This window comes from Roseospira marina, assembly GCF_014197855.1.
GTDB lineage: Bacteria > Pseudomonadota > Alphaproteobacteria > Rhodospirillales > Rhodospirillaceae > Rhodospira > Rhodospira marina.
Genome location: NZ_JACIGJ010000002.1, coordinates 182,412 through 209,360 on the forward strand (window position 1 = coordinate 182,412; position 26,949 = coordinate 209,360).

The 26,949-nt window shown below is 68.2% G+C and carries 29 protein-coding genes; 18 read left to right on the forward strand and 11 right to left on the reverse strand.

Translation table 11 applies throughout. The features are described from left to right. Window positions 1–11: 11 nt before the first annotated feature. The 6 genes from GGD82_RS03350 to GGD82_RS03375 all read left to right on the forward strand — a co-directional run bounded on the left by GGD82_RS03350 (window position 12) and on the right by GGD82_RS03375 (window position 7,010). Window positions 12–389, forward strand: a complete 378-nt coding sequence (locus GGD82_RS03350; RefSeq protein WP_150061020.1) for a hypothetical protein — start codon at window positions 12–14, stop codon at window positions 387–389. Window positions 390–526: 137 nt separating this feature from the next. Beyond that, window positions 527–1,549: a DMT family transporter gene (locus GGD82_RS03355; protein ID WP_150061019.1), complete on the forward strand. Its 1,023-nt coding sequence runs from the start codon at window positions 527–529 to the stop codon at window positions 1,547–1,549. 176 nt (window positions 1,550–1,725) lie between these two features. Continuing rightward, the gene (gene pyk / locus GGD82_RS03360) at window positions 1,726–3,144 is read left to right on the forward strand and encodes a pyruvate kinase (protein WP_150061018.1); all 1,419 of its coding nucleotides are present in this window, start codon (window positions 1,726–1,728) and stop codon (window positions 3,142–3,144) included. A 298-nt stretch (window positions 3,145–3,442) separates the two neighbouring features. After that, the gene (locus GGD82_RS03365) at window positions 3,443–4,540 is read left to right on the forward strand and encodes a TRAP transporter substrate-binding protein (protein WP_246163703.1); all 1,098 of its coding nucleotides are present in this window, start codon (window positions 3,443–3,445) and stop codon (window positions 4,538–4,540) included. Window positions 4,541–4,846: 306 nt separating this feature from the next. Continuing rightward, window positions 4,847–5,467 (forward strand): TRAP transporter small permease subunit, encoded by a 621-nt coding sequence (locus tag GGD82_RS03370; protein ID WP_150061017.1) that lies wholly within the window; start codon window positions 4,847–4,849, stop codon window positions 5,465–5,467. Window positions 5,468–5,642: 175 nt separating this feature from the next. Further along, the gene (locus tag GGD82_RS03375; protein ID WP_150061016.1) at window positions 5,643–7,010 is read left to right on the forward strand and encodes a TRAP transporter large permease; all 1,368 of its coding nucleotides are present in this window, start codon (window positions 5,643–5,645) and stop codon (window positions 7,008–7,010) included. Between the two features lie 24 nt (window positions 7,011–7,034). On the opposite strand, the gene GGD82_RS03380 is transcribed toward GGD82_RS03375, so the two are convergent. Both GGD82_RS03380 and GGD82_RS03385 read right to left on the reverse strand, forming a co-directional pair. Further along, complete coding sequence (locus GGD82_RS03380) at window positions 7,035–7,952, reverse strand: radical SAM protein (protein ID WP_150061015.1); 918 nt, start codon at window positions 7,950–7,952, stop codon at window positions 7,035–7,037. Window positions 7,953–8,113: 161 nt separating this feature from the next. Beyond that, a complete protein-coding gene (locus GGD82_RS03385; protein ID WP_150061014.1) occupies window positions 8,114–9,283 on the reverse strand; it encodes a zinc ABC transporter substrate-binding protein in 1,170 nt (389 codons plus the stop codon). A 214-nt stretch (window positions 9,284–9,497) separates the two neighbouring features. On the opposite strand from GGD82_RS03385, the gene GGD82_RS03390 reads away from it, so the two are divergent. The 7 genes from GGD82_RS03390 to GGD82_RS03420 all read left to right on the forward strand — a co-directional run bounded on the left by GGD82_RS03390 (window position 9,498) and on the right by GGD82_RS03420 (window position 14,532). Further along, window positions 9,498–10,346 carry an ATP-binding cassette domain-containing protein gene (locus GGD82_RS03390; protein WP_150061174.1) on the forward strand — a complete coding sequence of 283 codons (849 nt, stop codon included), beginning with the start codon at window positions 9,498–9,500 and terminating at the stop codon, window positions 10,344–10,346. Then, a complete protein-coding gene (locus GGD82_RS03395) occupies window positions 10,336–11,151 on the forward strand; it encodes a metal ABC transporter permease (RefSeq protein ID WP_150061013.1) in 816 nt (271 codons plus the stop codon). The genes GGD82_RS03390 and GGD82_RS03395 overlap by 11 nt, the downstream gene beginning before the upstream one ends. Beyond that, window positions 11,148–11,615, forward strand: a complete 468-nt coding sequence (locus GGD82_RS21330) for a Fur family transcriptional regulator (RefSeq protein WP_150061012.1) — start codon at window positions 11,148–11,150, stop codon at window positions 11,613–11,615. The genes GGD82_RS03395 and GGD82_RS21330 overlap by 4 nt, the downstream gene beginning before the upstream one ends. Before the next feature lie 100 nt (window positions 11,616–11,715). Beyond that, a complete protein-coding gene (locus GGD82_RS03405) occupies window positions 11,716–12,135 on the forward strand; it encodes a ferritin-like domain-containing protein (protein WP_150061011.1) in 420 nt (139 codons plus the stop codon). A gap of 39 nt (window positions 12,136–12,174) precedes the next feature. Beyond that, entirely contained in the window at window positions 12,175–12,804 is a 630-nt protein-coding gene (locus GGD82_RS03410) for a rhodanese-like domain-containing protein (RefSeq protein ID WP_150061010.1), read from the forward strand. Window positions 12,805–12,970: 166 nt separating this feature from the next. Beyond that, window positions 12,971–13,222 (forward strand): DUF5368 family protein, encoded by a 252-nt coding sequence (locus GGD82_RS03415; RefSeq protein WP_150061009.1) that lies wholly within the window; start codon window positions 12,971–12,973, stop codon window positions 13,220–13,222. A gap of 41 nt (window positions 13,223–13,263) precedes the next feature. Next, window positions 13,264–14,532, forward strand: coding sequence for an MFS transporter (locus tag GGD82_RS03420; protein WP_150061008.1), 1,269 nt, complete (start codon window positions 13,264–13,266; stop codon window positions 14,530–14,532). On the opposite strand, the gene GGD82_RS03425 is transcribed toward GGD82_RS03420, so the two are convergent. From GGD82_RS03425 to metX, 3 genes are read right to left on the reverse strand one after another with little or no spacing between them, the layout of a single operon-like run. Next, window positions 14,499–15,113, reverse strand: coding sequence for a hypothetical protein (locus GGD82_RS03425; protein ID WP_150061007.1), 615 nt, complete (start codon window positions 15,111–15,113; stop codon window positions 14,499–14,501). The two genes, GGD82_RS03420 and GGD82_RS03425, sit on opposite strands and share 34 nt — an antisense overlap. Then, window positions 15,110–15,799: a methionine biosynthesis protein MetW gene (gene metW, locus GGD82_RS03430; RefSeq protein ID WP_150061006.1), complete on the reverse strand. Its 690-nt coding sequence runs from the start codon at window positions 15,797–15,799 to the stop codon at window positions 15,110–15,112. Before metW ends, GGD82_RS03425 begins: the two co-directional genes overlap by 4 nt. Then, on the reverse strand, window positions 15,796–16,947 hold the full coding sequence (metX, locus tag GGD82_RS03435) for a homoserine O-acetyltransferase MetX (protein WP_150061005.1): 1,152 nt from the start codon (window positions 16,945–16,947) through the stop codon (window positions 15,796–15,798). Before metX ends, metW begins: the two co-directional genes overlap by 4 nt. 179 nt (window positions 16,948–17,126) lie before the next feature. On the opposite strand from metX, the gene GGD82_RS03440 reads away from it, so the two are divergent. The 3 genes from GGD82_RS03440 (at window position 17,127) to GGD82_RS03450 (ending at window position 20,046) form a co-directional block, all read left to right on the forward strand. Next, a complete protein-coding gene (locus GGD82_RS03440; RefSeq protein WP_150061004.1) occupies window positions 17,127–17,981 on the forward strand; it encodes a chorismate mutase in 855 nt (284 codons plus the stop codon). A 92-nt stretch (window positions 17,982–18,073) separates the two neighbouring features. Continuing rightward, entirely contained in the window at window positions 18,074–19,165 is a 1,092-nt protein-coding gene (gene hisC / locus GGD82_RS03445) for a histidinol-phosphate transaminase (RefSeq protein ID WP_150061003.1), read from the forward strand. Next, on the forward strand, window positions 19,162–20,046 hold the full coding sequence (locus tag GGD82_RS03450; protein WP_150061002.1) for a prephenate/arogenate dehydrogenase family protein: 885 nt from the start codon (window positions 19,162–19,164) through the stop codon (window positions 20,044–20,046). The genes hisC and GGD82_RS03450 overlap by 4 nt, the downstream gene beginning before the upstream one ends. A gap of 20 nt (window positions 20,047–20,066) precedes the next feature. Here the strand turns inward: GGD82_RS03450 and GGD82_RS03455 are convergent, their stop codons facing one another. After that, window positions 20,067–20,579, reverse strand: a complete 513-nt coding sequence (locus GGD82_RS03455; protein ID WP_150061001.1) for a 2-thiouracil desulfurase family protein — start codon at window positions 20,577–20,579, stop codon at window positions 20,067–20,069. Between the two features lie 32 nt (window positions 20,580–20,611). Next, on the reverse strand, window positions 20,612–21,343 hold the full coding sequence (locus tag GGD82_RS03460; RefSeq protein ID WP_150061000.1) for a GNAT family N-acetyltransferase: 732 nt from the start codon (window positions 21,341–21,343) through the stop codon (window positions 20,612–20,614). Between the two features lie 124 nt (window positions 21,344–21,467). Between GGD82_RS03460 and GGD82_RS03465 the strand changes: the two genes are divergently transcribed. Next, a complete protein-coding gene (locus tag GGD82_RS03465) occupies window positions 21,468–22,340 on the forward strand; it encodes a LysR family transcriptional regulator (RefSeq protein ID WP_150060999.1) in 873 nt (290 codons plus the stop codon). On the opposite strand, the gene GGD82_RS03470 is transcribed toward GGD82_RS03465, so the two are convergent. The 4 genes from GGD82_RS03470 to GGD82_RS03485 form a co-directional block, all read right to left on the reverse strand. Next, window positions 22,253–23,245 carry a DMT family transporter gene (locus GGD82_RS03470; protein ID WP_150060998.1) on the reverse strand — a complete coding sequence of 331 codons (993 nt, stop codon included), beginning with the start codon at window positions 23,243–23,245 and terminating at the stop codon, window positions 22,253–22,255. The genes GGD82_RS03465 and GGD82_RS03470 overlap by 88 nt on opposite strands. A gap of 261 nt (window positions 23,246–23,506) precedes the next feature. Next, entirely contained in the window at window positions 23,507–24,430 is a 924-nt protein-coding gene (gene ubiV, locus GGD82_RS03475) for a ubiquinone anaerobic biosynthesis protein UbiV (protein ID WP_150060997.1), read from the reverse strand. A gap of 96 nt (window positions 24,431–24,526) precedes the next feature. Continuing rightward, window positions 24,527–25,513, reverse strand: a complete 987-nt coding sequence (gene ubiU / locus GGD82_RS03480) for a ubiquinone anaerobic biosynthesis protein UbiU (RefSeq protein ID WP_246163702.1) — start codon at window positions 25,511–25,513, stop codon at window positions 24,527–24,529. A gap of 22 nt (window positions 25,514–25,535) precedes the next feature. Continuing rightward, window positions 25,536–26,189, reverse strand: coding sequence for an SCP2 sterol-binding domain-containing protein (locus tag GGD82_RS03485; RefSeq protein WP_150060996.1), 654 nt, complete (start codon window positions 26,187–26,189; stop codon window positions 25,536–25,538). A gap of 216 nt (window positions 26,190–26,405) precedes the next feature. Between GGD82_RS03485 and GGD82_RS03490 the strand changes: the two genes are divergently transcribed. After that, window positions 26,406–26,882, forward strand: coding sequence for a TspO/MBR family protein (locus tag GGD82_RS03490; RefSeq protein ID WP_246163701.1), 477 nt, complete (start codon window positions 26,406–26,408; stop codon window positions 26,880–26,882). The last annotated feature ends 67 nt before the right edge of the window (window positions 26,883–26,949 follow it).

Consider the following 26,949-nt stretch of genomic DNA (forward strand, 5'->3'; position numbering starts at 1 on the left):
CTACTAACCCCATGCCCACCGTCGAATGCTGCGCCCTATGGCGCGACGCCGCGACCATTGCCCGCGCGCGGCTCGCCGACCATTTCGAGCGCACGGCGACGCTGTTCGAGGACAGCCACGCCTGGCGCTATCTGCTGACCTGTCGGGACTGCGGTCAGGCGTACGTGTTCGACTTCTTTGAGGAGATCGACTGGTCTGGCGGCAACGACCCTCAGTTCAAACTGTGGGTGCCCGTTCCGCCCGGCCAGGACCCGCTGGCCATGGCGCGGGAAGACCGGAACACGCTGTTGGAGCGCACACCCCGCCTGCACTCGGATTGGCCCGCCGACGCCCCACAGCCCCGGATCCATTGGGTGCGCACCCCACCCCCAGCGCCACCACGCGACTGAGTTTCGTAATGAATCCGAGCGCGATGGCCCTTCCAACGGCCGCCACGATGTGGAATGACTCCCGGTCGCAGTCTGGTCGCCCACCGTCGAACCGGCTTAAGCTGTTGCCCGTTCCGACGTCCAGGACATCCGCCCTTATGATCACACCGTCCGCTTCCGATACCGCTTCGTCATCCGAGTCCGACCTCGCCCAGCTGACCGAGGACGGCCCGGCCCGTCGTGCCCTGCCCCTCCTGCTGCTCGGCGCCGTCCTGATCGGTTTTTCGCCGGTGTTCGCCAAGCTGTCCCCGTTGGAGCCGACCGCAACGGCGTTCTACCGCTCCGCGCTCGCCGTGCCGATCCTGATGGCGGCGGCGCTGATGACCACCCGCCGCGCCCCCGCCGGCCACCGAAAGGCGCGCCCGACCACATGGCGCGATCACCTGATGCTCGCCGCGCCGGGCCTCGCGTTTTCGGGTGACCTCGCGTGCTGGCACTGGGCCTTGCAATACACCAGTGTCGCCAACTCCACCGTGCTGGCGAATCTGGCCCCGGTGTTCGTGACCTTCGGCGCCTGGGCGCTGTTCGGGCAGCGGCCGTCGGGACTGTTCGTTGTCGGACTCGTGACCGGCATCGCGGGCGTTGGACTGCTGGTCGCGGACTCCTTGACCGTGGGCGCGCCCAACCAGGTTTTCGGGGACGGCCTGGGCGTGGCGACGGCCGTGTTCTACGGCGCCTACATTCTTGGCATCGGGTGGAGCCGCACACGCTTCCCCACGGCCGTGGTGATGGCCTGGAGCACCCTGCACACCGCGTGGGTTCTCCTGCTTCTTAGTCTGCTTATGGGCGAGGGGCTCGCCATTCCGACTCTGTATGCCCTGGCGCTGCTTCTGGGCCTTGCCTGGTTCTCCCATTCGGGCGGTCAGGGCGCGATCGCCTTTGCCCTCGCACACCTTCCACCCGCATTCGGAAGCGTTAGCCTTCTTCTTCAGCCAGCCGTAGCTGCTTTTCTCGGCTGGTTGGTGCTGTCGGAGCCCTTGACGCCCTTGCAGGGCCTCGGCGCGATCGTCATCCTATCGGGGATCGTGATCGCCCGCCGCGCCAGCGCGCGCCAGTCGGGCCTGTCCGCTCCCCCTTCGCCGGGGCCGCCCGCGTCCGCGAACGGCCCCACCGTGCTCTGACCAAGATCCTTGTGTGACGGCCCCTTTTTCGCACCGGGGGCGTGATACAAGGAGCGCGATGGGTACGCCGCCGCACACCAATGCGGCCGGCCCTCGCGGCACCCCCCAACACACAACGGCAGAACGAGGCGTACCAAAACCGCCCCATCCGGCCCGATCCACGGAGACCGCGCGCCATGACCCAGCAGACCCGCTGCGCAAAGATCGTCGCCACCCTCGGACCGGCATCCGCCAACGAGGGCACCATGGAAGCCATGGTCAAGGCGGGGGCCAGCGTGTTCCGCCTGAACTTCAGCCATGGCACGCACGCCGACCATGAGCGCAATTTCGACACCGTGCGCCGCGTGGAGCGAACCATTCAGCGCCCCATCGCGGTGCTGGCGGACCTGCAAGGGCCAAAGCTGCGCCTGGGCCAGTTCGTCGGCGGCAGCACCCGCCTGATGACGGGCCAGACGTTCCATCTGGATCTGTCGCCGGAGCTGGGCGATTCGAACCGGGTGAATCTGCCGCATCCCGAGATTTTTTCCGCCATCGAGGCCGGCACCGACCTGCTGCTCGACGACGGCAAGCTGCGCCTGCGTGTCGAGAGCGTCGGTGACGGCAGCGCGGTGACGCGCGTCGTGACCGGCGGCACAATCTCCGACAACAAGGGCCTGAACGTACCCAAGGCCGTGCTGCCGATCTCCGCGCTGACGCCGAAGGACCGCCGCGATCTGGATTTCGCCCTGCACCTGGGCGTGGACTGGGTCGCGCTGTCCTTCGTGCAGCGGCCGGAGGACGTGGCCGAAATCCGCAAGCTGGTGGCGGGACGCGCGGGCGTCATCTCCAAGCTGGAAAAGCCGAGCGCGCTGGACAGCCTGGATGAGATCATTGAGCTGTCGGATGCGGTGATGGTGGCGCGTGGCGATCTCGGCGTGGAAATCCCGCCGGAGCGCGTGCCCACCGTGCAGAAGCGCATCATCCGCGCCTGCCGATCCGCCGGAAAGCCGGTGGTCGTCGCCACCCAGATGCTGGAGAGCATGATCCACGCGCCCACGCCCACGCGGGCGGAAGCCTCCGACGTCGCCACAGCGATCTATGACGCCGCGGACGCGGTCATGCTGTCCGCCGAAACGTCGGTGGGCGAATACCCCGTCGCCGCCGTGGACATCATGAACCGCATCATCCGGCAGGTGGAGGCGGACGAGAACTATCGCGACATCATCGACGCCGGACGCCATGACCCGGAGAACAGCGCCGCCGATGCGATTTGCGCGGCCGCCCGGCAGGTGGCGCGAACGCTGTCCGCCGCATTGATCGTCAGCTTCACGACCTCCGGTTCGACCGCGCTGCGGGCCGCCCGGGAACGGCCGAGTGTGCCCATTCTCTGTGTAACGCCCCGGCCGGAGGTAGCCCGGCGAACGGCGCTGGTCTGGGGCATCAAGGCCGTGGTGACCGAGGAACTGCGCAGCTTCTCGGACATGGTCGACAAGGCGGTGCGCTACGCCGCCACCAGCGGCCTCGCCGAATCCGGACAGCGGCTGGTCATCATCGCGGGTGTGCCCTTCGGCCGCCCGGGCACGACCAACAACCTCCGTATTGCCTGGGTGGACTGACCCCTGTCCGAACGTCCATCGCGACCACGCAAGGCCCGGCCGGGAAACCCTGGCCGGGCCTTTTTTTGTGGGCCGCAGTCCGCCCCGCGACGACACGCGGCACACGCCGCGGTCGATGTACAGACGGAATGAGGGGTTTCGTGGTTTGCGAAGACCCCCTATGCTCCAAACGCATGACTGGTCACGCCATCGAACCGGGACGAACCCGGGCGGCGGGACCAGCACCGTCGCCGATCACGATCGACACGAGGTCGCACCGCAGCCCATGCGGACGACCGCACAGGGAGGACACTGGGTCATGAGCGCCATGAAGACCGTTACCCGTTTCGGCGGAACCGCCGCCGTCGTCGCCGCGCTGGCGACCACCACCCTTTCAAATGCCGCCGACGCCGCTGACCGCGTGCGCTGGCAGATGGCCATGAGCTTTCCATCGACCCTGAAGGCGCTGGCCGACACCGCGCCATGGGTGGCCGAGCAGATCCACACCATGTCCGGCGGGACCATGACCCTGCAGGTGTTCGAGCCCGGCAAGCTGGTAAAAGGCACCGAGGTGTTCGATGCCGTCTCCCAGGGCAAGATCGACTCCGGCTATGTGTGGGCCGGCTACGAGTTCGGCAAGCTGCCGGTCTCGCCCCTGTTCGGCGGCCAGCCCTTCGGCCTGACTCCCTGGCAGATGTCCGCCTTCATGCTGGAAAAGGGCGGCCAAGAGATGATGGAGGAGATCTACGCGCCGCATAACATCATGCCGATCTTCTGCGGCGTGGTCAGCGCGGAAGCCGCCGGTTGGTTCGCCTTCCCGCTGGAAAACCTGGATCAGGTGAATGGCTTGCGCATCCGGTTCGCCGGCATGGGTGGTCAGGTGCTGCAAAAGATGGGGGCCGAAGTCACGGTTCTTCCCGCCGCCGAGCTGTTCGAGGCCCTGGAAAAGGGCGTGATCGACGCCACCGAGTTCTCCATGCCCACCGTGGATGAGCAACTCGGTTTCTACAAGGTGGTGAAGTACTACCACCTGCCCGGCTGGCATCAGCAGTCCACGAGCCAGTACCTCTACGTCAACCTCGACAAGTGGAATGCCCTTGATGAGACCCAGCAAGGGATCCTGCGCACCGCCTGCACGGCCGGTGTCGCCAAGTCCATGGCCCGGGCCGAAGGCCTGCAAGGCGCTGTCCTCAATAAGTTTACGGACGAGTTGGGCGTCGAGGCGATTACGCTTCCGGACGAGATCCTGCGCGAGTTGAAGGAAAAGACGGATGAGGTCATGGCCGAATACTCGGAAAAAGACGCGGACTTCGCCCGGGTTTGGGGCGCCATGACGGCGTTCCAGGACGAAAACCGGCAGTGGGCCGAAAAGGGCTACGTGCAGCCCGGTTGGATGTCCGACGCCCAGGGTGACTAGAGCATGTCGGGGACCTGCCGGATGCCAGAAAGGCTCTAACCTACTGAGTCCATAGCACATTAACGTCGCGATCACGTCCAGGTCGCGCGGAATGTGCAGGCGCGCCGGGGCGCGGACCCTTCCCCTGGGAGCGCGCGGAGCGACGGCCGGTGTGCGGGGCCGCCGCTCCGCCCGCCCGATACCGCCACGGATCGGGGCGGATCGGCGCGGATCGGCGCGTCATGGAACCCGCCGCCGGCCCGGCACGGTCCGCGTCAGTGTTGCCGAGGATCGCCCCTCCCCCCTAACAAGACCAGGACCGAGACCATGAGCGAGACCACGCCCGCCCACTCCGAGTCCGCCCCCCCCGAGTCCCCCTACGGCGACGACGGCCGCGACGCAGACGGCCTGCCGGCCGAGCACCGCATGCTACCGCGCACGCGCCCGTCGAACGCCATCGACCACGTCATCATGAGGGTCGGCAATGCCGCGTCGTGGATCTGGGCCCTCCTGATCGTCGTCATCATCACGAACGTCACTGTGCGGTATGCGTTCGGCCGGGCCACCGTCTGGCTGGAAGAGCTTCAACTCTACTTCTACGCCATCGGGTTCATCGTCGGCCTGAGCTACGCCATCACCTGGGACCGACACGTCCGGGTGGACGCTCTGGCGGAACGGTGGAGCCGGCGCACCCGGGCATGGGTCGAGCTGTTTGGCACCGTGTTCCTGCTGCTCCCCTTCTCGGGGGCCATTCTGGTTGAAGCCGTGCCGTACGTGCGGACGTCCTTCACCTTGAACGAAGCCTCGTCGTCGCCCGGCGGCCTGCCGCACACATGGATCCTCAAGTCCTTCATCGTCTGGGGGTTTGGCCTGATCTTCCTGGCGGGCGTCTCGCGGCTGTTGCGCTGTACGGCCCTGCTGTTCCACCGGCCCCGGCCACTCTGGTAACCGCCGCTCTTGGTGACCGCGGCCCTGGTGACGGCCGCCGCATCGCATGCGTCGCCAGTCTGCGGCGCCGGCGCTCCGAACAGAACGACCAACGTCCGCCCCGTGGTCTCAGACCGCGCCAGGCACGCGCCGCGGCCCCGATCCGCACGGCCGGACGATCCACGGGAGACCCACCGTGTTTGAATATGAAATCCTGGTCGTCATCCTGCTGATCAGCTTCATGGGGCTGATCTTCACCGGCTTCCCGCTGGCGTGGGTGCTGGGCGGGGTGTCGTTCGTCTTTATGGTCCTCAGCCTGATCCTTCTGAACGGGTTCAACGTCGACACCTATTTCCTCGACGACTGGAACGATTTCGGCATCATCGTCGACCGAATATGGGCCCAGATGCAGAACTGGGTTCTGGTCGCCTTGCCGATGTTCGTCTTCATGGGCCTGATGCTGGACCGCTCCGGCGTTGCGGACCGCCTGATGGCGAACTTCACCAAGCTGTTCGGCGCCCTGAGGGGTGGCCTCGCGCTGACGGTGATCCTGATCGGCGTGCTGCTGGCGGCCTCCACCGGCATCGTCGGCGCCTCGGTCGTGCTCCTGGCCATGCTCGCGCTGCCGCCGATGATGGACGCCCGCTACAACAAGAGCCTTGCCACGGGCGTTGTGGCGTCCTCGGGCACGCTGGGCATTCTGATCCCGCCCTCGATCATGCTGGTCATCATGGCGGACCAGTTGTCGCTGCCGGTCGGCGACCTGTTCATGGGGGCCGTGTTTCCGGGGCTGATCCTGGGCGCGCTCTATGTCGGCTACGTCATCATCGCGGCCCTGATCCGCCCCGACATCGCGCCGGCCCCGGAAAAAGCCGGTCATGTGGGCTGGCGCAATGTGTTGGGTGTGGTCTGGTCGATCGTCCCGCCGCTGCTGCTGATCCTGGCGGTGCTGGGCTCCATCTTCGCCGGCATTGCCACACCGACGGAGGCCTCGGGCATCGGCGCGCTGGGCGCGACCGTGTTGGCGGCGGCCAACCGCCGGCTGACCCTCGAAGTGCTGCGCCGGGTGTGCCGCGAGACCATGCTGACCACCAGCTTCATCTTCGGGATTTTCCTGGGCGCGACCGCCTTCGCCCTGGTCATGCGCTCGCTGGGCGGGGACGAGTTCATCGGCGGGCTGCTGACCGGCCTGGATGTCGAGCCCTGGGTGGTGGTGCTCATCATCCTGTTCATCGCCTTCATCGCCGGCTTTTTCCTGGACTGGCTGGAGATCAGCCTCATCATCCTGCCGCTGGTGGCGCCGGTCGTGAAGGATCTGGGCTTTGACCTGATCTGGTTCACGGTGCTGTTCGCCACGACCCTGCAAACCAGCTTCCTGACGCCGCCGGTCGGTTTTTCGCTGTTCTACCTTAAGGGCGTGGCGCCCCCCGGCATCACCATCGGCCACATCTACAAAGGCGTGGTGCCGTTCGTGATCCTTCAGATCATCGCCATTGCCCTGGTGTTCTGGTTCGAGGACATCGTGCTGTGGCTGCCTGACCAGATGTACAACTCGACGCGGTGAGGCACCTGCGCGCCGCCCGACCGATCAGGCCAGCGGGACGAGCCCCAGCCGCTCGGCGTAGGCACGGGCCGTTCCCGCCAGTTCGGGCGGCACGGGCTCCCGCAGGTCGGGCATCCGGTCGGCCTGATGGGCGGGGTGGTAGGTGTCGAGCAGGCTAACGGTCATCCCGGCGCCCGCCAGATCGCGCACCGCATCCAGGGCCCGCGTCACATTGCCGATGTCCCGCGGCAGGAGCAGGTGACGGATCAGAACACCGCGATACGCCAGCCCGTCCGCGCCGCACCGTAACGGCCCCACCTGGCGCACCATCTCCGCCAAGGCCTCGCGGTTGACCGCCACGTAATCCCGCACCTTGGAATACCGGCGCGCGGCCATATCGTCGCCGTACTTGATGTCCGGCGTGTAGATGTCCACGACCCCGTCGAGCAACCCCACCGTCTCCGCCCGATCATAGCCCCCGCTGTTGAACACCAGCGGCAGGGTCAGGCCACGCCCGGTTGCGATCACGAGAGCCTCCAGGATCTGCGGCACCACATGGGAGGGCCCGACAAGATTGATGTTGTGGCAACCCTGGGCCTGCAGGGACAGCATGGCCTCCGCCAGAGCCTGTGCGTCCATCGCCTCACCGGCGCCCTGCATGCTGACGTCGGCGTTTTCGCAGTACGCGCAGCGCATGTTGCACCAGGCGAACAGAATATCGCCCGACCCCCGCGTGCCGACAATGGCGGGCTCCTCTTGGAAGCCCGGCCCGACGGAGGCCACGCGAGCCTGGCGCCCGGTTCGGCACACGGCCCCGGCGGCAATGTCGCCAGCCGACCCAGCATGCCGGTCGACCCGGCAGATATGCGGACACAGGTCACACGCCGCCAAGCGGCTCACGGCCGCTTCGGCACGACGCGCCAACTCCCCGGACTGGTACAGGGAGAGATATGCGGCGGACATGAACGCCTCCGAACCGACAGGAAGCGGCATCCATTCACCGAGCATTCACCAAGGCCGCTCCAATCGTATACCATGACGAGATTTTCCGACGCCTGCAACCCCACCAAACGGTAGGGTTGCAAGCGCGCCGGCTCATCCTTCTGGGCCGGGTCTGGGCAAGGTCACTCCGTCCGAGACAGGCAGTCGGCGATCGCCGCCCCCAGATTGCGGATCAAGGTCGGGTACAGATCCGGCCCCGGCGCCAAATCGGCACCGATGGGATCCAGCGTTCCGGTATGCACCGCCGTCCCCTCCGTCACGACACCGACCAATCGAGGCTCGAACTGCGGTTCCCGAAACACGCAAACGGCACCCGACTCGCGCACTTTCTCCTGCATGGCCTGCACCCGAGCCGCCCCCGGAGACAGACCGGGCGTCACCGTGATGGAGCCCACGGCCTCCACCCCGAAGCGGTGTTCGAAGTAGTGGTAGGCATCGTGAAACACGATGAAGGGCGTATCCTGCACGGGCGCCAGGCTGGCGCGCAGATCCGCCGCCAGGCCGTCCAGGTCCTGAATCGTGGTCTGGGCGTTGGCGAGGTACTGGGCGGCGTGCGCCGGATCGAGGTCCGCCAGGGTCTCGGCGATCGCGGCCACCATGGTCTCCGCGTTGCCGGGATCGAGCCAGATGTGCATGTCGACGTGCTCATGCTCATGGTCATGCCCGTCGTGGTCCGCGTGGTCGTGCTCGTCGTGGTCCGCGTGGTCCGCGTGGTCGTGCTCGTCGTGGTCCGCGTGATCGTGCTCGTCGTGGTCCACGTGGTCGTGCTCGTCGTCGTGGGCGTGGTCATGCTCGTCGTCGTGCGCATGCTCGTGCGCCTCGTCGTGCTCATGCTCATGCTCGTCGTCATGCGCATGCTCGTCGTGGTCATGCGCATGCTCGTCGTGGTCATGCCCATGCTCGCCGTGGTCATGCACATGCGGCTCGAACGCGCCCCCCTCGCGCACCGGCAGGCGGGTCAGCCCATCCACGTCCGCAAGCGTCAGAATACGAGCGTCAGACGCCAGGGCGTTCAGGGGATCCGCAAGAAACGCCTCCAGCCCCGGCCCGACCCACACCACGAGATCCGCATCCTGCAAGGCGCCGGCATCGGACGGCCGCAGCGAATAGGTATGCGGGGACCCTCCCCCCTGAACCAGCAGACGTGGGGCACCAACGCCCTCCATCACCGCCGCGACCAGCGAATGGATCGGGCGGATGCTGGCCACGACGTTCGGGGCTTCGGCGGCACAGGCCACAACCGGGCCGCCGACCGCCATCACCACGCCCGCCATGGCGCTTCCCAGTGTCATCCACCGCCGACCGGTGGCCGAAGTCCGTGTTCGGAACATGGGCTCGTCTCCTTCTCTAGCTCTCGCCTTCCAAAACAGGCGCCGAACGTTATATTATAACATTGCGCTTTCGCAAGCCCGCTGGCGCCGCCGATATGGATGGCTTAGATCCGGAGCGGCACGATCATGGGGGCCGGGCGAACGGCGCACCTTCTGAAGGCTTGGGATAGCAATGATGCGAGAAACACCCCCCGGTGACGGAGCGGCAACCGGTGCCGTTCTGGCCTCGGCACGGGATCTGGGAATCGCCCGCAACGGACGCTGGCTTGTTCAGGGCATCGACCTTTGCGTCCGACGCGGGGAGATCGTCACCCTCATTGGACCGAACGGGTCCGGCAAGAGCACGACCGCCAAGGCCGTCATCGGCCTGATGAAGGCCGACGCGGGGTCAGTGTGGCGCACGCCCGGGCTCCGCATCGGCTATGTCCCGCAAAAGCTCGCCATGGACCGGACCCTGCCCCTGACCGTGGCGCGGCTGCTGACCCTGACGCACCGGCAGCCCCGGGCCGCCGTGCACGCGGCGCTGGAGGCCGTGGGGATTCCGCACCTCGCCAATGCCCAGGTGCACGGGCTGTCCGGCGGGGAGTTCCAGCGCGCCCTTCTGGCGCGGGCCATGCTGCGGGATCCGGATCTGCTCGTCCTGGACGAGCCTGTGCAAGGTGTGGACGTACAGGGCGAGGCCGCCCTGTACAGCCTGATTTCCCAGATTCGGGAGCGCACGGGCTGCGGCATCCTGATGATCTCGCACGATCTGCACGTGGTCATGGCCGCCACGGATACGGTCATTTGCCTGAACGGGCGGGTGTCCTGCCGGGGTACGCCGCAGGCGGTGATCTCCAACCCGGCGTATCAACGTCTGTTCGGCCGCACCGGCGCCGACATGCTGGCGGTGTACCGCCACCACGAAGACGGCACAGCCCCATGCGGCCATGCGGGACACGACCATCAGGCTGAGCCCGACGAGGCCGCCCCCGGATCCCAGGCACCGACGAACCGTCCGGCGGAGGCGCGCCATGCTGGATGATTTCTTTACCCGTGCCCTGGTGGCCGGCATCGGCCTGGCCGTGACCACCGGCCCGCTGGGGTGTCTGGTGGTCTGGCGGCGCATGGCCTACTTCGGCGCCACCATGGCGCATTCCGCCCTGCTGGGCGTGGCGCTGGCCTTCGCGGTGGACATCAACCCGATGCTGGGCGTGTTCGCCGTCGCCGCCACAGTGTCCGTGGCGCTGCTGGTCTTGCAGCGGTCGGGCGTTCTATCGTCGGATACCTTGATGGGCATTCTGGCGCATGCGGCGCTGGCCCTGGGTCTGGTCGCGATCACGGCCATGAGTTGGCTGCGTGTGGATCTCATGGGGCTCCTGTTCGGGGATATCCTGGCCGTTTCGGTGCGGGATATCGGCGTTCTCTATGGCGGTGGCGCCCTGGTCCTGGGGGTGCTGGCGTGGCTCTGGCGGTCGCTGCTGGCCTCCACCGTCAGCGACGAACTGGCGCAGGCCGAGGGCCTGAACCCCGAGCGCGCCCGCATCGCCTTCATGCTGCTGATGGCCGTTGTGATCGCCATCGCGATGAAGATCGTCGGTATCCTGCTGATTACGGCATTGCTCATCATCCCGGCGGCCACGGCGCGTCGGCTGGCCTCGGGACCGGAAGCCATGGCCCTGATGGCATCCGGCCTGGGTGCGGGGGCGGTCGCTCTCGGGCTGTCGGGCTCGCTGGCCTGGGACACACCCTCGGGGCCGTCCATCGTGCTGGCGGCGTTCGCGCTGTTCCTGCTGTCGCTGATTCCGGGCCGTGTCCGCCGCCCCGCACGCTCGGAGACGCCACCATGACACGCGACGCCGCCCCCCATCTCCCCGACCGACCCGAGCCCGCGCTCACCCGCAATCAGGCGCTCGTGCTGGCCACGCTGGAGGCCGCCGCGACCCCTCTCGGCGCCTATGCCGTGCTGGACCGGTTGCGCGACGACGGCCTGAAGGCGCCGGCGCAGATCTATCGCGCCCTGAGCGCGCTTCAGGACAAGGGCCTGGTGCATCGGCTGGAATGCTTGAACGCGTTCGTGGCGTGCCGTCATGTCCATGATCCGGCAGAGGACGGCGCGCCGCCCGGCCCCGCCGTGTTCGTGATCTGCGACCACTGTTCCGCCACTCGCGAACTGACCGACCCGGTGATCGGCGGACAGATCGAGCGGCTGGCGCGGAACCAGGGGTTCGGTCTGCACACAAGCAGCATTGAAGTGCGCGGCCTGTGCGCCGCCTGCTCCCGCGCGACACAAAACGATCCCGGGACGACCTAGCCGCGTTGTACCCTTCACGGTCGGCTTTGCGTTTCGACAATTACAACACGGACCGGCTCGGCGAAAACTTGAGTCTTCGCCCATCGTCGAAGGGTCGGTCATGCCGGAGTCGCTGCGCGCGGCGCTTGAACAGGCGCTGGATCATGAACACCACGCCGAAGCCACCTATCAGGCGGCCATCGCCGCCTTCGGGCCTATTCCGCCCTTCGTGGAAATCGTGGAGGCCGAGCGTCGGCACGCCGACGCGCTTCTGACGCTGTTCGAGCGGCATGAACTCGATCCCCCACCCAACCGTTGGCGCGGTCGGGTCGAAAAACCTGCGGATTTCACGGCCGCCTGCCGCGCCGCGCGCACGGTGGAGGAGACCGGCGCGGCCCTTTACACCCGGCTGATGGCGGATACCGCGCCGGCCGACGTGCAGACGGTGTTTCAGCGTCTCCACGCGGAGTCGTGCCATGACCGGGTGTCCGCCTTCGCGGCCTGCGGCGAGGACCGAACCCGGCACCTTCACAAGACGTGAGCCCCCACCCGGCCCCCTGACATCAAGGAGACGGACCGCATGGCTTTACCCTGGACAACACACGTCGCCCTCAAAACGCTTGTCCTCACCGCCGTGATCGCCCTGCCCCTCGGTCTGGTCGTCGGCGTGCCGCCCGCCCACGCGGCGGATACGCCCACCAAAGCCTCCGCTCAGGTCAAATCCGGCTTGTACGTGACCGCGCTGGAGGCTTGGGATGTCATCCAGGCGCACCCCGACACCCTGCTGATCGACACCCGCGATCCGGTGGAGGTCATGTTCACCGGGTTCGCCGACGAAACAGACATCCATGTGCCCTATATGCTGGCCGACCCGACCCGGCTGAACACCGCGAAGGGAGGCTGGCACATGGTCAAGAATGCCCGCTTCGCCGACGAGGTGGAGGCCCGGCTGCGCGAGTTGGGCGCCGATCCCCAGCGCACGCGCCTGATCTTCATGTGCCGCTCCGGCAGCACGCGCAGCGCCCCGGCGGCGGATCTTCTTTACGACCGGGGCTGGACGCGAACCTACACCATGGTCGACGGCTTCGAGGGCGGCAAACGGCCGGATGGCCCATCGAAAGGCGTCCGCGATGTCTCCGGCTGGCGCAACAGCGGCCTGCCGTGGAGCTACACCCTGCCGGAGGATATCATCTACGTCCGCACGGACTGAGGCGAACGCCCGCAGGGGAGCCGGCCAGGACCGCACGTGCCGCGCCCCCTATCCGGCCGCCCAGGAGCTTTCGCTCTTTATATTCGATAAGAACATTTAACTCCCTTGGTATGCGTATGCGCCAGGACGCTAGACATACGCACCCGAACCAGGGAGCCCCCCGCTCATGCCAATCGCCCCGGAGCGGCGGCGCAGCAGCCCCGCGCTCAACCTCCGACCTCTCCTGAAGCGCGGCGCGCTGACCCTGATGGTCTATGTCACGCTGTCTGGCTTTATGGATGCGGGCGGCCCGATCGACGGACGGCGGATCGGGGTCATCTGGGGAACAGGGCTGGTCGGAACCACCATCCTGAGCTATGCCGTCATAGGCGTGTTCGACGGCCTGTCCGGCCGCTGTCTCGACCGGCGCACGGGTTGAGGCGGGGGCATCCCACCGCCACCATCCGGAGTTCCTATCCCTTGTCCGTCGCCTCTTCCGCCCCGACCGCCCGTACCCGCTGGGCGGTCGTGCTGACCGTGCTCCTGGGGGGCATGATCGCCGCGCTGCACGCCGGCAAGGTTCCCCCCGCCCTGCCCCTGATCCGGGTGGACCTCGGGCTCGGGATGGTCGACGCCGGTTTCGTTGTGTCGACCTTCAATGTGCTGGGCATGTCGCTCGGGCTGCTGACGGGCGTGGTGGCGGATCACATGGGGCGGCGCCGGCTGGTGCTGCTTGGGCTGCTGTCGCTGACCGGGGGCGGCGTGTTGGGCGCCGCCGGCGGCGGCTTCGCGGTGCTGCTCGTCAGCCGCGTCCTGGAGGGATTGGGGTTCATGGCCGTGTCGGTGGCCAGCCCGCCCCTGGTGCTGGCGGCCGCCGCGCACGACGACCGCGCCCGCGCTCTCGCCTTGTGGAGCATGTTCATGCCGGCGGGCATGGCGTTGGCGATGATGAGCGCGCCCTTCGCCCTTGCGTTCCTGGGGTGGCGCGGCCTTTGGCTGGCCATCGCGGTCCTGGCCCTGCTCGGCGCCATGGCGGTCGGCTATGCCACCCGCGACCTGCACACCGCCCACGGTCCGCCCGCCGGATCACGCTGGCGGGTCCTGGGCGAGACCCTGGGACGCCGCAAACTGCTGCTGTTAGGCGTCGTGTTCGGCGGCTATGCGTTTCAGTGGATCGCGGTCATGGTCTGGCTGCCGAGCTTCCTGCCCGCCGCCATGGGCGTGAGCGCGACGACGGCGGCCCTGCTGACGGCCCTGGTTGTGGCGGCCAACGTGCCGGGTAACTACCTCGGCGGGCACATGCTGCATCGGGGCTGGACCATTGCCGGCATCGGGCCGTTGGTGGCCGCCATCATGGCCCTGTGCGCGGTCGGTTTGTTCACGGACGTCCTGCCGGACGTGGTCCGGTTCGCACTTGTGCTCGTCTTTTCGCTGGCGGGCGGCACGATTCCGGCGGCCCTGTTCGCAACCGCGCCCACCCTGGCCGCCTCACCCGGCCATATGGCCGCCTCCAACGGCATGCTCATGCAAGGGTCGAACCTCGGCCAGTTCATGGGGCCGCCGCTTGTGGCCGCGGCCGTCACCGCCGCATCCGGTGCGTGGTCGGGGGCGCTGGTCCCCGTGCTCGGCGCAGCCGGAGTGACCGCCCTGGCGGCCGCGCTGGTCGGCGTCCGCCCGGCGGAGCGCGCGAGCGCCGTCGCCGAAGGCGCCCCGGCTCAGCGCGGCTCTGGCTCCGGATCGAACGGCTGATACACGATCCCGTCGTCGGTCTCGATGACGCGCCCGATCCGCTCGCCCGGCGTCTCCGCCACCAGCGGAGGAACCGGACGCCCGGCGGTGATCAGCACATCCTGATCCGGACTCAGCACACGTCCGGCCGCCGCCGTGCCCGAGGGCGCCACCAGCCAAGGCTGAAGGCCCAGCGACGCGATCCGCCACGCCGAAAATCCGCGCAGGTCGAGCAGGATGTCCCCGGCCGGATCGGCCAAGCGCAGATAGGGGCCGACACGGCCCTGCGCCGGGATCCAGTACAGCACCATGCCGAAGCGCCGGTCCAACGGCGCCGGAAACAGGTCCGTGTCGATGATCCACTGGCCCGCATGCTCGACCGAGACATGGCGCACCCGATACGGCGCCGCCCAGCCCTGGTCGGGAAACGCCAGCGTCAGGCGCCCGCCCCGTTCGGGCAGCGCGATGCGCACGGTGTCCGGTGCGGGCATCAGCAGGTGATCGCTGCTCAACACGCCGGTCCGCCACGCCGCCAGGGTGGCGGTTCCCACCACCACCGCCAGCGCGATCAGCGCCAACCAGGCCCAGGTGCGCCGGGTCATGCGCCAACCGCTCCCGGAGGCGCGACCCGGGTCAACAGGAACACGGCCTGCGCGCTGAGAAGATTCGCCCAGGGCCCCGTGGCCGACAGGCGGTGAACACTGCCGTCCTCGTTCAAAGCCACCCCGTGTTCAATCCGGATGTCCATGTGCCGGGCCAGCACCACAAAGTCCTTGATGGTACAGAAATGAATGTTGGGCGTGGCCCACCACTCCTCTGGCAGGCCCGCCGTGACCGGCATGCGCCCCCGGGTCACGAGATGCCACCGCGCCTTCCAATACCCGAAGTTGGGAAACGACACGATGGCGTGATCGGCAACGCGCAGAAGCTGCTCCAGCACCGTGCGCGGCTGCTGCATGGCCTGCAGCGTCTGGCTCAGGATGGCGTAGTCGAAGGCACCCGCCGGGTAGTCCGCCAGATCCGTGTCGGCGTTACCCTGGATCACCGACACCCCACGCCGCACCGCCGCGCGCACGCCCGCCATGGACAGTTCGATCCCGCGCCCGTCGACCGCCTTGGTCTGGGCCAGGTGCTGCAACAGGGCGCCGTCGCCGCAGCCCACATCCAGCAGCCGGGCGCCGGGACGTACCATGTCGGCGATGATCCGCAAGTCGAACCGCAGATCGCCGTTGCCGGTGGACACGGGTTCCCCCACCCGCGCGCCCGCCCCTGCCGGTGGGACGATCATCGGGCCCCCTCCGCCGTGGGCGGCAAGCCGCGATGACGGGCCGCGCCGTCAAGGAACCCACGCAGGGTTTCATGAAACTCCGGCTCGTCGAGCAGGAAGGCGTCGTGCCCCTTGTCGCTCTCTACCTCGACGAAGCTGACGTTCGCGGCGACGCTGTTCAGGGCGTGCACGATGGCCCGGCTTTCCACCGTCGGGAACAACCAGTCGCTGGAAAAGCTGATGATGCAGAAACGTGTGGGCGTGGCGCGGAACGCATTCGCCAGTGTGCCGCCGTACTCCGTCGCCAGATCGAAGTAGTCCATGGCCCGCGTGATGTAGAGATACGAATTGGCGTCGAACCGATCAACGAAGGTCGACCCCTGGTGTCGCAGGTAGCTTTCCACCTGAAAATCGGCGTCGAAGCCGTAGGTCACCGCCTCCCGGTCCTGGAGGCGCCGGCCGAACTTCCGGTGCAACGCGGTCTCCGACAGGTAGGTGATATGCGCCGTCATGCGCGCCACCGCCAGGCCGCGCTGCGGGATCACGCCGTGCTCGTGGTAGTCGCCACCGCGCCAGTCCGGATCGGCCATGATGGCCTGCCGTCCCACCTCGTGAAAGGCAATGTTCTGCGCGGAATGCCGGTACGAGGCGGCGATCGGCACCGCCGTGAACACGCGCTCGGGATACGACGCCGCCCACTCCAGCACCTGCATGCCGCCCATCGAGCCACCGATGACGCAAAACACCTGCTCAATGCCCAGCGCGTCCAGCAGCCGCGCCTGCACCGTCACCATGTCACCGATGGTGATGACGGGGAAATGCAGGCCCCAGGGCTTGCCGGTCGCCGGGTTGATGTCGCGCGGGCCGGTCGTTCCCAGACAGCCGCCCAGAACGTTGGCGCACACCACGAAAAATCGGTTCGTGTCGAGGACGCGGCCGGGGCCGACCAGGGCATCCCACCAGCCCGGCTTGCCGGTCACGGGGTTTATGCCGGCGACGTAGTGGTCGCCGGTGAGCGCATGGCAGATCAGGATGGCGTTGGAGCGGTCGGCGTTCAAGCGACCGACCGTCTGGTACGCAACCGTCACGGGACCAAGGTCGAGTCCGCTGTCCAGTCGGATCGGCCTGTCCTCGCCAACCCGGAGGGTGGTGTTCTGCGGTGCGTCCAACGGCGTCTCACGGGGCCCGGGGGCGAACAGGCGCAACGGGGCACGGGTGCTCCCGCCGCTCCGTGCTGGCCGCCGAACACCTAGGCGCGGCACCGTCGAGTGTCAACGTTTTCTTTGATTTCCAGGGCTTCGCGGCGTACATCTGTGCCCTCCATGATGTTGGAACGGAATCCGCTTAGATGAGCCGCCCCCCCGCCTCGCTCGACAGTCTGCGCGACGAAATCGACGCGCTGGATGACCAGATGCTTGACCTTCTTATGCAGCGATGCGCCGTGGTGGACCGGATCGCGGCCGCCAAACAGGGCGGGCCGATCCTGCGCCCAGGGCGCGAGGCCATGATTCTGCGGCGGCTCGTGGGCCGGTGGAAAGGCAGCATGCCAAAGCGCAATCTGGTCCGCATATGGCGCGAGCTGCTGTCGGGTCTCGTCGGCGTGCAGGGGCCGTTTTCCATCGCCGTCTGGATGCCGGAGCGCGGCGCCGGCTACCTTGAGGTCGCGCGCAATCAATACGGCGCTTACACGCCAACCAGCTCGCATCAATCGCCAAGCCAGGTCGTGCGCGAGGTCACCTCGGGCAATGCGACGGTCGGCATTCTGCCCCTGCCGCGCTGGGAGGACGAAGCGCCCTGGTGGCCGCTGATCCTGTCCAACGCCCCCGACGCACCCCACATCGTGGCGCGCCTGCCGCTGACGGGGCCCGGCCCGATGGGTATCGAGGCACTGGCCATCGCCTGCATGACGCCGGAACAGACCGAGGACGACCATTCCGTGCTGGCCGTGGAGACCGGCCCGGACATCAGCCGCTCGGCCTTTACCGATGTTCTAACCACAGCCGGCCTGCCGCCGCGCGCCGTGTGGGATGCCCGCCCCACGGCCGACGACGCCCGGATTCATGTGATCGAAGTGCGTGGCTTCGTCCAACCCGACGACACGCGCCTGTTGGCCCTGCGTGGGGCCAGCGACGGCGGCGGCATTCGCAACGCCCTGCTTTTGGGCGCCTATGCCACCCCCCTGCCGGCCGACGCCCTGGAATGACGCCCCAGGGCACTCCTGAAAGACCGCCGGCGTCACCCCTTTTCCCGGGGCGCAATGCCCTGTCCCTTCCTATCTGATCGCGGAACCGTGTCATGAAACAGCCCCCCGTTCGCCCCGGCATCCTGAACCTGAAGCCCTATGTGGCCGGTGAGTCCGCGATCGAGGGCCATGCCACGGTCATCAAGCTGTCCTCCAACGAAGGCGCGCTGGGCACCAGCCCGAAGGCCATCGCGGCCGTGCGGCAGGCCACCGGCGAGCTGTTCCGCTACCCGGACGGCGGCGCCGTCGCGCTGCGGGCCGCCATCGCAAAGCGATACGGTCTGGACGCCGACCGCCTGGTGTGCGGGGCGGGCTCCGACGAGCTGATTTCCCTGCTGGTGCGGGCCTACGCCGGTCCCGGCGACGAGGTGCTGTTCCCGGAGCACGCCTTCCTCATGTATCGCATCTATGCCCAGGGTGTCGGCGCCACCCCGGTGGCCGCGCCGGAAAACGGCCTGATCGCCGATGTGGACGCCCTGCTGGCGCATGTGACGGACAACACCCGGATCCTGTTCCTGGCCAACCCGAACAACCCGACCGGCACCTATCTTACGATTAGCGAGGTGCGTCGTCTGCGCGAGGGCCTGCGCGAGGACGTTCTTCTGGTGCTGGACGCCGCCTATGCGGAATACGTCGACAAGAACGACTATGAGCCCGGCGTCGCGCTGGTGGACAGCCACCCGAACACGGTGATGCTGCGCACGTTCTCCAAGATCCACGGCATGGGCGGCGCGCGCCTGGGCTGGGCCTATGCCCCCGCGCATGTGGTCGACATCCTGAACCGGCTGCGCAGCCCCTTCAACGTGTCGCTGACGGCCCTGGCCGCGGGCGCGGCGTCGATGGGAGACATCGCGTTCCAGGACCTTGCCCGCCAGCACAATGACTATTGGCTGGCCTGGACCACCGAACGGCTGCGCGCGCTCGGCTACGATCTGACCGACAGCGTGGGCAACTTCGTGCTGGTCACATTCCCCACCGAACCGGGCCGCACCGCCGCAGACGCCGACGCAGCCCTGCGCGCCAAGGGCATCATCGTTCGTGGCATGGCAGGCTATGGCCTGCCGAACAGCCTGCGCATCACCATCGGAACCGGCGACGAAATGCAGGCGTGCGTCGATGCCCTGACGGAGTTCATTACCGCATGACCGCGCCCGTTTTTGACCGGATGGCGATCATCGGCATCGGCCTGATCGGATCCTCCCTGGCCCGCGCCGTGCGCGCGGAAGGCTTGGCGCGCTCCATCGTCTGCTCCGACGCCAATCCGGAGCACGCGGCCCGCGCCAAGGCCCTGGGCATCGTCGACGAAGCCACCACCGATCCGGCGGAGGCTGCGGCCGGTGCCGATCTCGTCATGCTCTGCGTGCCGATCGGCGCCTACGGCAGCGTCGCCGCCACCATCGCGCCCGCGTTGAAACCGGGCGCGATCCTGACGGACGTCGGGTCCGTCAAACAGGCGGTGATCGAGGCGGTCACGCCGCACCTGCCGGAAGGCGTGCATTTCGTGCCCGGCCACCCTCTGGCCGGCACCGAGAAATCAGGCCCGGATTCGGGGTTCGCCGCCTTGTTTCCCGGACGCTGGTGCATCCTGACGCCGCTGCCCGGAACCGACGACACCGCCACCCGCACGGTCGCCGACCTCTGGCGCGCCTGCGGCATGACGGTGGAACGGCTGGAACCCGACCATCACGACCGGGTGTTGGCCATTACGTCGCACCTGCCGCACCTGATCGCCTACACCATCGTCGGCACCGCGACCGATCTGGAGGATCACCTGCGGCACGAGGTCATCAAGTACTCGGCCTCCGGTTTCCGGGACTTCACCCGCATCGCCGGCAGCGACCCGACCATGTGGCGCGACGTGTTCCTGAACAACCGCGAGGCCGTGCTGGACTGCCTGCAACGATTCACCGAGGATCTGACGGCGTTGCAGCGGGCCATCCGGCGCGGCGAGGGGGACGTGCTGTTCGACCTGTTCACCCGCACCCGGGCGATTCGCAAGGGCGTTCAGGACGCACGGCAGGCCTAGGCGAGACAGGGTGCGGCGGGTCAGTCGGCCCGCAAGCACATATCCAGATCCGCGATCTGATCGGGCGCAAACACGCGAATACCGCGACGCCGCAACAAGGCCGCGACCACGCCCTCGCCCGCCCGGCGACGCCCGTCGTGGTGGCCGCTGTACAGGACCGTTGACCCGCACGACGGGCTGCGATCCATCAGCAGCGCGTACCGGCATGTGTGGGTTTGCGCCAGGGCCAGCGCGCGCTGCGCCCCCTCTACGTAAGCCGTCGTCACATCCGCGCCTGTGACATCCATGACCCGCGCAGTGCCGTCCAGAACGGCGGCGCCGTCCCCGCCCGGTTCGATCTCCGCCGGAGCGCGCGGAGTCGGCAGCCCGCCGGCGGTTTCGGGACACAGCGCCACCACGCGGCCCTCCGCCCGCCACCGCTCCAGACAGGTGTCGGCCAGCGCCGCGCCCCGGCCGTCGTAGCGCACGGGCTCGCCCAGCAGGCAGGCGCTGACCAGAACGCGAGCGCCCTCATGCGGCACAGGCGCCACCATGGCGCAGCTCCTCTCTCTTGATGGCCCGCCCGTCAGGGGGCGGAGGTCTCGGCAGCGGAAGTCTCTGGGGCGGGAGTCTCAGCGTTCGTCCGCAGGGCGGGCGGACGCTCGGTCAGCGGCGCCCACGGAATGTCCGCCCCGGCCGAGGGCGGCAACAGCCCGGTCCGGCGCGGGTCGTCGAACTCCGTGACCCGGGGCGACCCGACGACCTGGAATCCGAATTTCTCATAGAAGCCGACGGCCCGGGGGCTGTCGTGAGTGCAGGTATCCAGGGCAATGCGCGACGGCCTCTGTGTCCAGGCATCGGCCAGCGCATGGGCGAACAGCGCGCGCCCCAGACCACCGCCGATGACGTCCGGCATCAGACCGAAATAAAGCACCTTGAAGCCCGCCGCCGGGTCGCGGCAATCCATCTCGCAGAACCCGAGGATCGCCCCGTCCGTGACACGCGCCAGGAGGTGAATCACGACGCCCGGATCCGCCAGGTGGGCGGCCTCGGCCTCCGGCGTGCGGTGCAGGCGGTCGCGCCACATCCAGGGCGCGCCCACGGCGTGGAAGATCGGGCCGAAGACATCCCAGGTCAGGTCCCCGGCGTGGCGAACCAACCGCACCCCCACGGGCAACGGCGGCGGCGGATCGGTCGGCGCCGTCCGGCATTCCATATCGGTGACGACTTCGCGCAAGCGGCCCGGGGGAATGGGACGGCGTTGCGCCTCGTCGAGCGTGAGGGACAGGGCGGGTTGCGGGCTCAGAACGTCAATCATGCCGCACCCTAACAGCCCCGAACCGGCCGGCACCAGATGACATTTGCCGCGCCGATCCGGCTGGCGTATCGGAGAGGCGAACACACGGGCGCCCCTGCCGCGCCATCCCCGGAGTCGCCCCCCGATGACCGCCCCACACGCCACCCGCCGCCTCCCCCCGCTCAACGCCGTGCGCGCGTTCGAAGCCGCCGGACGTCTGGGGGGCTTCACGGCGGCGGCGCGAGACCTCGGAGTCTCTCAGGGGGCCGTCTCACGCCAGATCGGCATTCTGGAACGCTGGCTTGGGCAGCGTCTGTTCGACCGCGTCACAGGTGGGGTGCGGCTGACGGCGGCGGGCGCGAGCCTGCTTCCGGCGGCCACGGAGGCCCTGGACGGACTTGAACGCGCGGCCGGCCGCCTCACCCGGGATCCGTGGGATATCGACGTCGCCGCGAGCGTCACCCTGGCCATGCGCTGGTTGATGCCGCGCCTGCCGGCGTTCCAAAGCGCCCACCCCCACGCGCGGCTGAAAATCGCCTCGGTTCCGCACGATGACGACGTCTCCGGCGAGGTCGCCGACGTCCGCCTCCGCTTTCAGCGCGGCGATACGCCCGACGCCGACGCGCACGTGCTGCGCATGGACCGAAGCGGCCCGCTTGCCGCCCCCGGGCTCATCTCGCGCGGCCAGCCGCTTCGGACTCTGCGGCCCATCATTGCCTCGCGCAACGCCTGGGATTGGACGGTCTGGAGCGCGCGTACGGGCATCGCCGCCCCCGACCTCTCGCACGGCTTGATCCTGGATACCGACGAGGCCGCCTTGCAGGCCGGTCGGGCCGGACTGGGCGTCGTCCTGGCGGATCTGGATTTCGCCGCGCCGGAGTGCGCCGCCGGCCACCTGACGCAGATTGGGCCGGCCGCCACGATGGGCTACTACGTGATCGAATGCGGGTCGGGTGCGGAGCGGCTCGGGCCGCGCCGGTTTGTGGCCTGGCTCGACACCCTGGTCGCCCCCGCATAGACCACACCGGAGTCCGCCGGCTGAACCGCGCGCACCCGCGTCAGGGCAACGCCTCCACCGACGATCAGGACGAACCCCACCAACGCCAGAGGCGCGGGAATTTCGCCGAACACAACGGCACCGAGACCCGCGGCGAACACCAACCATGTGTAATCGACGGGCCCCAGCACCGAGGCCGGCGCCATGCGGAAGCCGCGAATATTGCAGTACTGCGCCGTGATCGCCAGCGGCCCTAGCGCCACCATGACCGCAATTTGCCCCAGGGTTGGCGGCTGCCACAGCACCAGGGCCGGGCCGGCCATGAGCAGAACCCCGAACCCATTCACATAGAGCAGAACCGTCAGCGCCCGATCCGACCGTGAGAGCGTGCTGATGAGAATCGTCTCCAGCGCGATCAGAACCGCCCCGATCAACGCGAACCCAGCGCCCCACAGATAGGCTCCATCCAGCGCGAGCCCGCCTTGGCTGAGCACCACCAGCAGCGCCCCTGCCAGGGAAACCAGCGTGGCACCCCACAGCCCCGGCGACACCACTTCCTTCAACACCGCGATTCCCAAAAGGATGGTCAGAACCCCCGTCAGAAGACCAAGGGCGCTGGCGTTGGCGACCGGCATCAGCGTGGCCGCCTGGATGGTCGCGGCGCCGCCGAACGCGCCGCAGCACGCCCGGGTCAGGTGCGCCAAGGGCCGGCGGGTGCGCGTCACACCCGACCGGCCGGACAGCACGGCCACCACCGTTACCAGCACGAAGCCGCTCACATACCGGAAGAACAGCATTTGCAGCGCCGGAATGGCGCCACCCATCAGTTTTCCAGAGGCATAAATCACCGTGAAGATCGCCGTCGCGACCAACACCCACAGCACGGCGATGCTCTGCGAGGACGCCGACCGATCCCTCGTTCTCATGGAATACCCTACCTCTATGCGACACGATCCGGGACCATTGGCGCCATGACCACGGCCGTCGGCAACGCAAGAAAAGGCAGAGTGACATGAGAAAATGAGATGGGCTGGGTCTCATGCCCATCCGAATGTGCACGGAAGGGCCGGCGCACACGACAACGGCCCGCGCGGGGAGAACCCGGCGGGCCGTCAGGGGTGCAGCACCCATGCGTGGCGCGTAAGACGGACCGCAGCAAAGCCGGCAGCCCAATCGATGAGGGACGGTTACTCCGCCGCGACCCAATCAGCGCCGGGGGCGTTGTGCAGGAAGCCGTTGGCCACCTCGTGATCCTCCAGCAGATCGAGCAGGCGATCCTCCGCCTCCTCCACGCTGGCGCGCCCCGCCAGAAGATCGGCATAGGCGTTGCCGACCGCCACCATGTCCATATCAAGCGGCGAAACGCGCAGCACCGTGACCCCGGCCTCGATCAACTTGGGGATCTCGCGCACGATCAGGGTTACCGCAAACGCCTGCGTCTGAAGGCCATTCACGACCATGAACGGATCGCCGTCCAGGGTCTCGACCTCCAGGCCCTCCGGATCCTGCTCGCAGATCAGGCGACAGGTGGCCTTGTGCAGACCGTTGGCGCGGGCGTGGTAGCAGCGCGCCGAGATCGCCAGCGGAGCGCGGCCGAACACCGTCACACCGCAGTCGATGCCCAGACGCTTCGCGGTGCCCGCCAGGGCCACCACGTTGTCCATGGGCAGTTCCCAAGGCAGGGTCACACAGGTCGCGCCGCGCTCCGCCAGGGCGGTCAAGGTGCCCTCGTTGTAGACGTTGACCATCGGCCCGATTTGGTGCGGCTGTCCGGACAGCAGCGCCAGCGCGCCGACGTCGTTGGCCTCCACCAGCGCGCCGGCGTTGGCGGTGCGGGCGACGGTCTCCAGCGCGGTGACCTCCTCCTCGGCGACAGCGAGCCCGATCGTCGGCCGGATCACGGCGCGCCCGGCGGCCTTCAATGCCACCTCGGCCTCCGCCATCGCCTCCATCACCGGCGGGGTTTCCCGCTTGGCGCAGACGGTCTCGCCCAGAACCACCGTGTCATACGGGCCGTCCGCAGCGACCGCCTGATACAGCGCGCGGCGGCGGTCGGCGGACCAATGGTACAGCAGCGGACCAAGGGCGAGGCGGGCGGAAAGCTGGGTCATCACAACGTGTCCGATGGCGCGGGGTCAAAAAGAGAATGGGGAACCGACGCCCCCATTCGGACGTGGCGTCCGAAGCCGGTTGAAGAACGCCCCGGCTTAGTGCCAGGCGCCCGAGTAGACGCCGGTGGTCGCCCCCCCGGCCTCCATGAAGCGGCGGGTGGCGGTCGGGTCGGTCGCGGTCTGGCCGGCGATGGCGGCCTTCAGACTCTTGACCACCTGCGCCACATAGGCCTTGCCACGCTGACGGCCCTCGACCTTGAGCGCCGTCACACCGGCCCGCGCGAAGTCCGGCAGCAGCGACGTCGCGTCCAGGCTGCACGGGTCCTCAAACAGGTGCATCTCGCGACCCTGCACGCGGTAGCGGCCCTTGCACGGCGTGGGATAGCCCGCGGCCTCGCCCGCCCCGAAGCGGTTCAGGGTAAAGTTGCCGAGCCGGGAGGTCATGATCTCCCCCTGCTCCTCATAGCGCACATGGCTGGCCGGGGAGCACGCGCCGTCCTTGTTCGGCGAAATGCCGGTGGCGTAGCCGGACATGGAGCACCGGCCCTCCGCCATCACGCAGAGGCCGCCGAACACGAACACCTCGGTCTCGACATCCGGCACGGCAGCGGTCAGCGCAGCGATCTGCTCCACCGTCATGACGCGCGGCAGCACGACGCGGCGGATGTTGAAGGCGTCGCGGTAGAATTGCACCGACGGCGCGTTCGACGCGGAGGCCTGCACCGACAGATGCAGCCGCAGATCCGGGTGCCGCTTCGTGGCATAGCCGGCCAGGCCCATGTCGCACAGGATCACGGCGCCCGCGCCGGCCTCGGCGCAGATATCCACGTTGCGGCGCCACAGCGAGTCGTCCGAGGCGTCGGGGTACGTGTTGATGGCGATCATAGGGCGCGCGCCGCGCGCGTTGCAGGTCTCGATCCCCTCGGCCAATTCCTTCGGCGAGAAGTTCAGGCCCGGGAAGTTGCGCGCGTTGGTCCGGTCCCGAAACCCGAAGTACACGGCATCGGCGCCGGCCTCGATGGCGGCATCAAGGGCGGCCGGCGTACCGGCGGGGCAGACCAGTTCCATGGGCACGGCATTCATGGCGGGACCTTTCCGACTCGAGCTAACTGGCGGCGCGGCGGCGCTGGGTCCGCTGCATCTGACTTTCCATGCGGGACATGCGGGCGTCCTGGCGGGCGACCTCGGTGCGGACCGGCGCGAGAATGGCGTCCTGGATGGTCGCCAGATCGCGGCTGGCCGCCGCATGAACGCGCTGACCAAACCGCATGGCGTGCGGCAACGCGGCGCCGAACGGCCAGGGCATGGCGTTGGTGATATCGTCGATCCCGGCGCCGGCGTCTTCCAGCGCATAGCGCAGCGCCATGACCAAACTGGTGTCGCCCTCGATGGTCAGCGCGCGGGCGAAGAACGAGGCGTCGCCGTCCATGCCCTCGGTGTCAAGCATGGCCGTCAGCGTTTCCAACGGCGCGCGCACGGCGGCGACCGCGCCCATGGCCTCACGGGTGTCGGCCTCGATCAGGTCCAGTTCCAGCGCGCCATCGTCGATATCGAGCACGACCGCCACCGGATGCCCGGTCGGCACGATAGCGAGACGCCCCTGGAGACCCGACAGCCGGTCGCCGAGGCGCGGTCCCAGGTCCGCGATCAGCCCGTCCATGACGGGACGGGCCACGACACGCAGCGCAGACAGCGGAATCGGTCGGATCAGAAGGCCCAGCAACAGGCCTGGGGAGAACGTTCGAACGGACTGGGACATGATACACCTTGCGCGCAGGACGGCCGGTCCGGTGCGACACGAAACATACCGCCCCCGGACGGATACGGGCGCCGTAGTAATACTGGGGTCTTCCCCGAGGGGCAAGAGGCGTGCAGTGCAACAGTCGGATACGGGGCTCCACGCGCAGGGGTCGCGGTGACGGTCCTGTGGGTGTAAGACGGACCCGTTCGTTCCCGCCGAAAAGGAGCCGTTGCCGTGGACTCTGCCTCCGTGATTGCCCTCGCCGTCATCCTGTCGGCCAGCTTCGCCACCGCGATGACCGCCGCTGCCTACCGCCCGGACGATTGGTACGCCGCCTTGCGCAAGCCATGGTGGACACCGCCGAACTGGCTGTTCCCTCTGGCCTGGGCGATCCTGTACGCGCTGATGTCGGCCTCCGCCTTCCTGGTGTGGAGCTTCGCGCAGCCCGGCGAGGGGACGGTGCCGCTGGTCGTCTACGCCGTTCAGCTCGGGCTCAATGCCCTGTGGTCGCCGGTGTTCTTCGGCATGCGCCGCATGGGGTTGGCCTATCTGGTCGTGGTGTCCCTGTGGATCGCCGTTCTGGCCACGGCCGTCCTGTTCTTCCCGATCAACTACTGGGCCGGCCTTCTGTTGATGCCGTATCTGGTGTGGGTCACCGTGGCGAGCTTCCTGAACCTGTCGGTCTGGCGCCTGAATCGAACGAGCGCCTGACGACGGAGCGGGTTTGTGCCTCGCGCGTGCCCCCTACGGGTGGGCGGCGCGCGAGGCGGATCCCCCT

What these genes read in the sequence shown, in the direction of transcription:
- GGD82_RS03405 (WP_150061011.1), top strand. Translation starts at nt 11,716, where the DNA reads ATGCCGGAGTCGCTGCGCGCGGCGCTTGAACAGGCGCTGGATCATGAA.
- ubiV (WP_150060997.1), bottom strand. Translation starts at nt 24,430, where the DNA reads ATGACCCAGCTTTCCGCCCGCCTCGCCCTTGGTCCGCTGCTGTACCAT.
- GGD82_RS03450 (WP_150061002.1), top strand. Translation starts at nt 19,162, where the DNA reads ATGACCGCGCCCGTTTTTGACCGGATGGCGATCATCGGCATCGGCCTG.
- GGD82_RS03465 (WP_150060999.1), top strand. Translation starts at nt 21,468, where the DNA reads ATGACCGCCCCACACGCCACCCGCCGCCTCCCCCCGCTCAACGCCGTG.
- GGD82_RS03385 (WP_150061014.1), bottom strand. Translation starts at nt 9,283, where the DNA reads ATGACACTGGGAAGCGCCATGGCGGGCGTGGTGATGGCGGTCGGCGGC.
- GGD82_RS03455 (WP_150061001.1), bottom strand. Translation starts at nt 20,579, where the DNA reads ATGGTGGCGCCTGTGCCGCATGAGGGCGCTCGCGTTCTGGTCAGCGCC.
- GGD82_RS03415 (WP_150061009.1), top strand. Translation starts at nt 12,971, where the DNA reads ATGCCAATCGCCCCGGAGCGGCGGCGCAGCAGCCCCGCGCTCAACCTC.
- GGD82_RS03470 (WP_150060998.1), bottom strand. Translation starts at nt 23,245, where the DNA reads ATGAGAACGAGGGATCGGTCGGCGTCCTCGCAGAGCATCGCCGTGCTG.
- GGD82_RS03395 (WP_150061013.1), top strand. Translation starts at nt 10,336, where the DNA reads ATGCTGGATGATTTCTTTACCCGTGCCCTGGTGGCCGGCATCGGCCTG.
- GGD82_RS03410 (WP_150061010.1), top strand. Translation starts at nt 12,175, where the DNA reads ATGGCTTTACCCTGGACAACACACGTCGCCCTCAAAACGCTTGTCCTC.
- GGD82_RS03365 (WP_246163703.1), top strand. Translation starts at nt 3,443, where the DNA reads ATGAGCGCCATGAAGACCGTTACCCGTTTCGGCGGAACCGCCGCCGTC.
- GGD82_RS03460 (WP_150061000.1), bottom strand. Translation starts at nt 21,343, where the DNA reads ATGATTGACGTTCTGAGCCCGCAACCCGCCCTGTCCCTCACGCTCGAC.
- metW (WP_150061006.1), bottom strand. Translation starts at nt 15,799, where the DNA reads ATGATCGTCCCACCGGCAGGGGCGGGCGCGCGGGTGGGGGAACCCGTG.
- pyk (WP_150061018.1), top strand. Translation starts at nt 1,726, where the DNA reads ATGACCCAGCAGACCCGCTGCGCAAAGATCGTCGCCACCCTCGGACCG.
- GGD82_RS03440 (WP_150061004.1), top strand. Translation starts at nt 17,127, where the DNA reads ATGAGCCGCCCCCCCGCCTCGCTCGACAGTCTGCGCGACGAAATCGAC.
- ubiU (WP_246163702.1), bottom strand. Translation starts at nt 25,513, where the DNA reads ATGAATGCCGTGCCCATGGAACTGGTCTGCCCCGCCGGTACGCCGGCC.
- GGD82_RS03425 (WP_150061007.1), bottom strand. Translation starts at nt 15,113, where the DNA reads ATGACCCGGCGCACCTGGGCCTGGTTGGCGCTGATCGCGCTGGCGGTG.
- GGD82_RS03380 (WP_150061015.1), bottom strand. Translation starts at nt 7,952, where the DNA reads ATGTCCGCCGCATATCTCTCCCTGTACCAGTCCGGGGAGTTGGCGCGT.
- hisC (WP_150061003.1), top strand. Translation starts at nt 18,074, where the DNA reads ATGAAACAGCCCCCCGTTCGCCCCGGCATCCTGAACCTGAAGCCCTAT.
- GGD82_RS03485 (WP_150060996.1), bottom strand. Translation starts at nt 26,189, where the DNA reads ATGTCCCAGTCCGTTCGAACGTTCTCCCCAGGCCTGTTGCTGGGCCTT.
- GGD82_RS03355 (WP_150061019.1), top strand. Translation starts at nt 527, where the DNA reads ATGATCACACCGTCCGCTTCCGATACCGCTTCGTCATCCGAGTCCGAC.
- GGD82_RS03390 (WP_150061174.1), top strand. Translation starts at nt 9,498, where the DNA reads ATGCGAGAAACACCCCCCGGTGACGGAGCGGCAACCGGTGCCGTTCTG.
- GGD82_RS03370 (WP_150061017.1), top strand. Translation starts at nt 4,847, where the DNA reads ATGAGCGAGACCACGCCCGCCCACTCCGAGTCCGCCCCCCCCGAGTCC.
- GGD82_RS03350 (WP_150061020.1), top strand. Translation starts at nt 12, where the DNA reads ATGCCCACCGTCGAATGCTGCGCCCTATGGCGCGACGCCGCGACCATT.
- GGD82_RS21330 (WP_150061012.1), top strand. Translation starts at nt 11,148, where the DNA reads ATGACACGCGACGCCGCCCCCCATCTCCCCGACCGACCCGAGCCCGCG.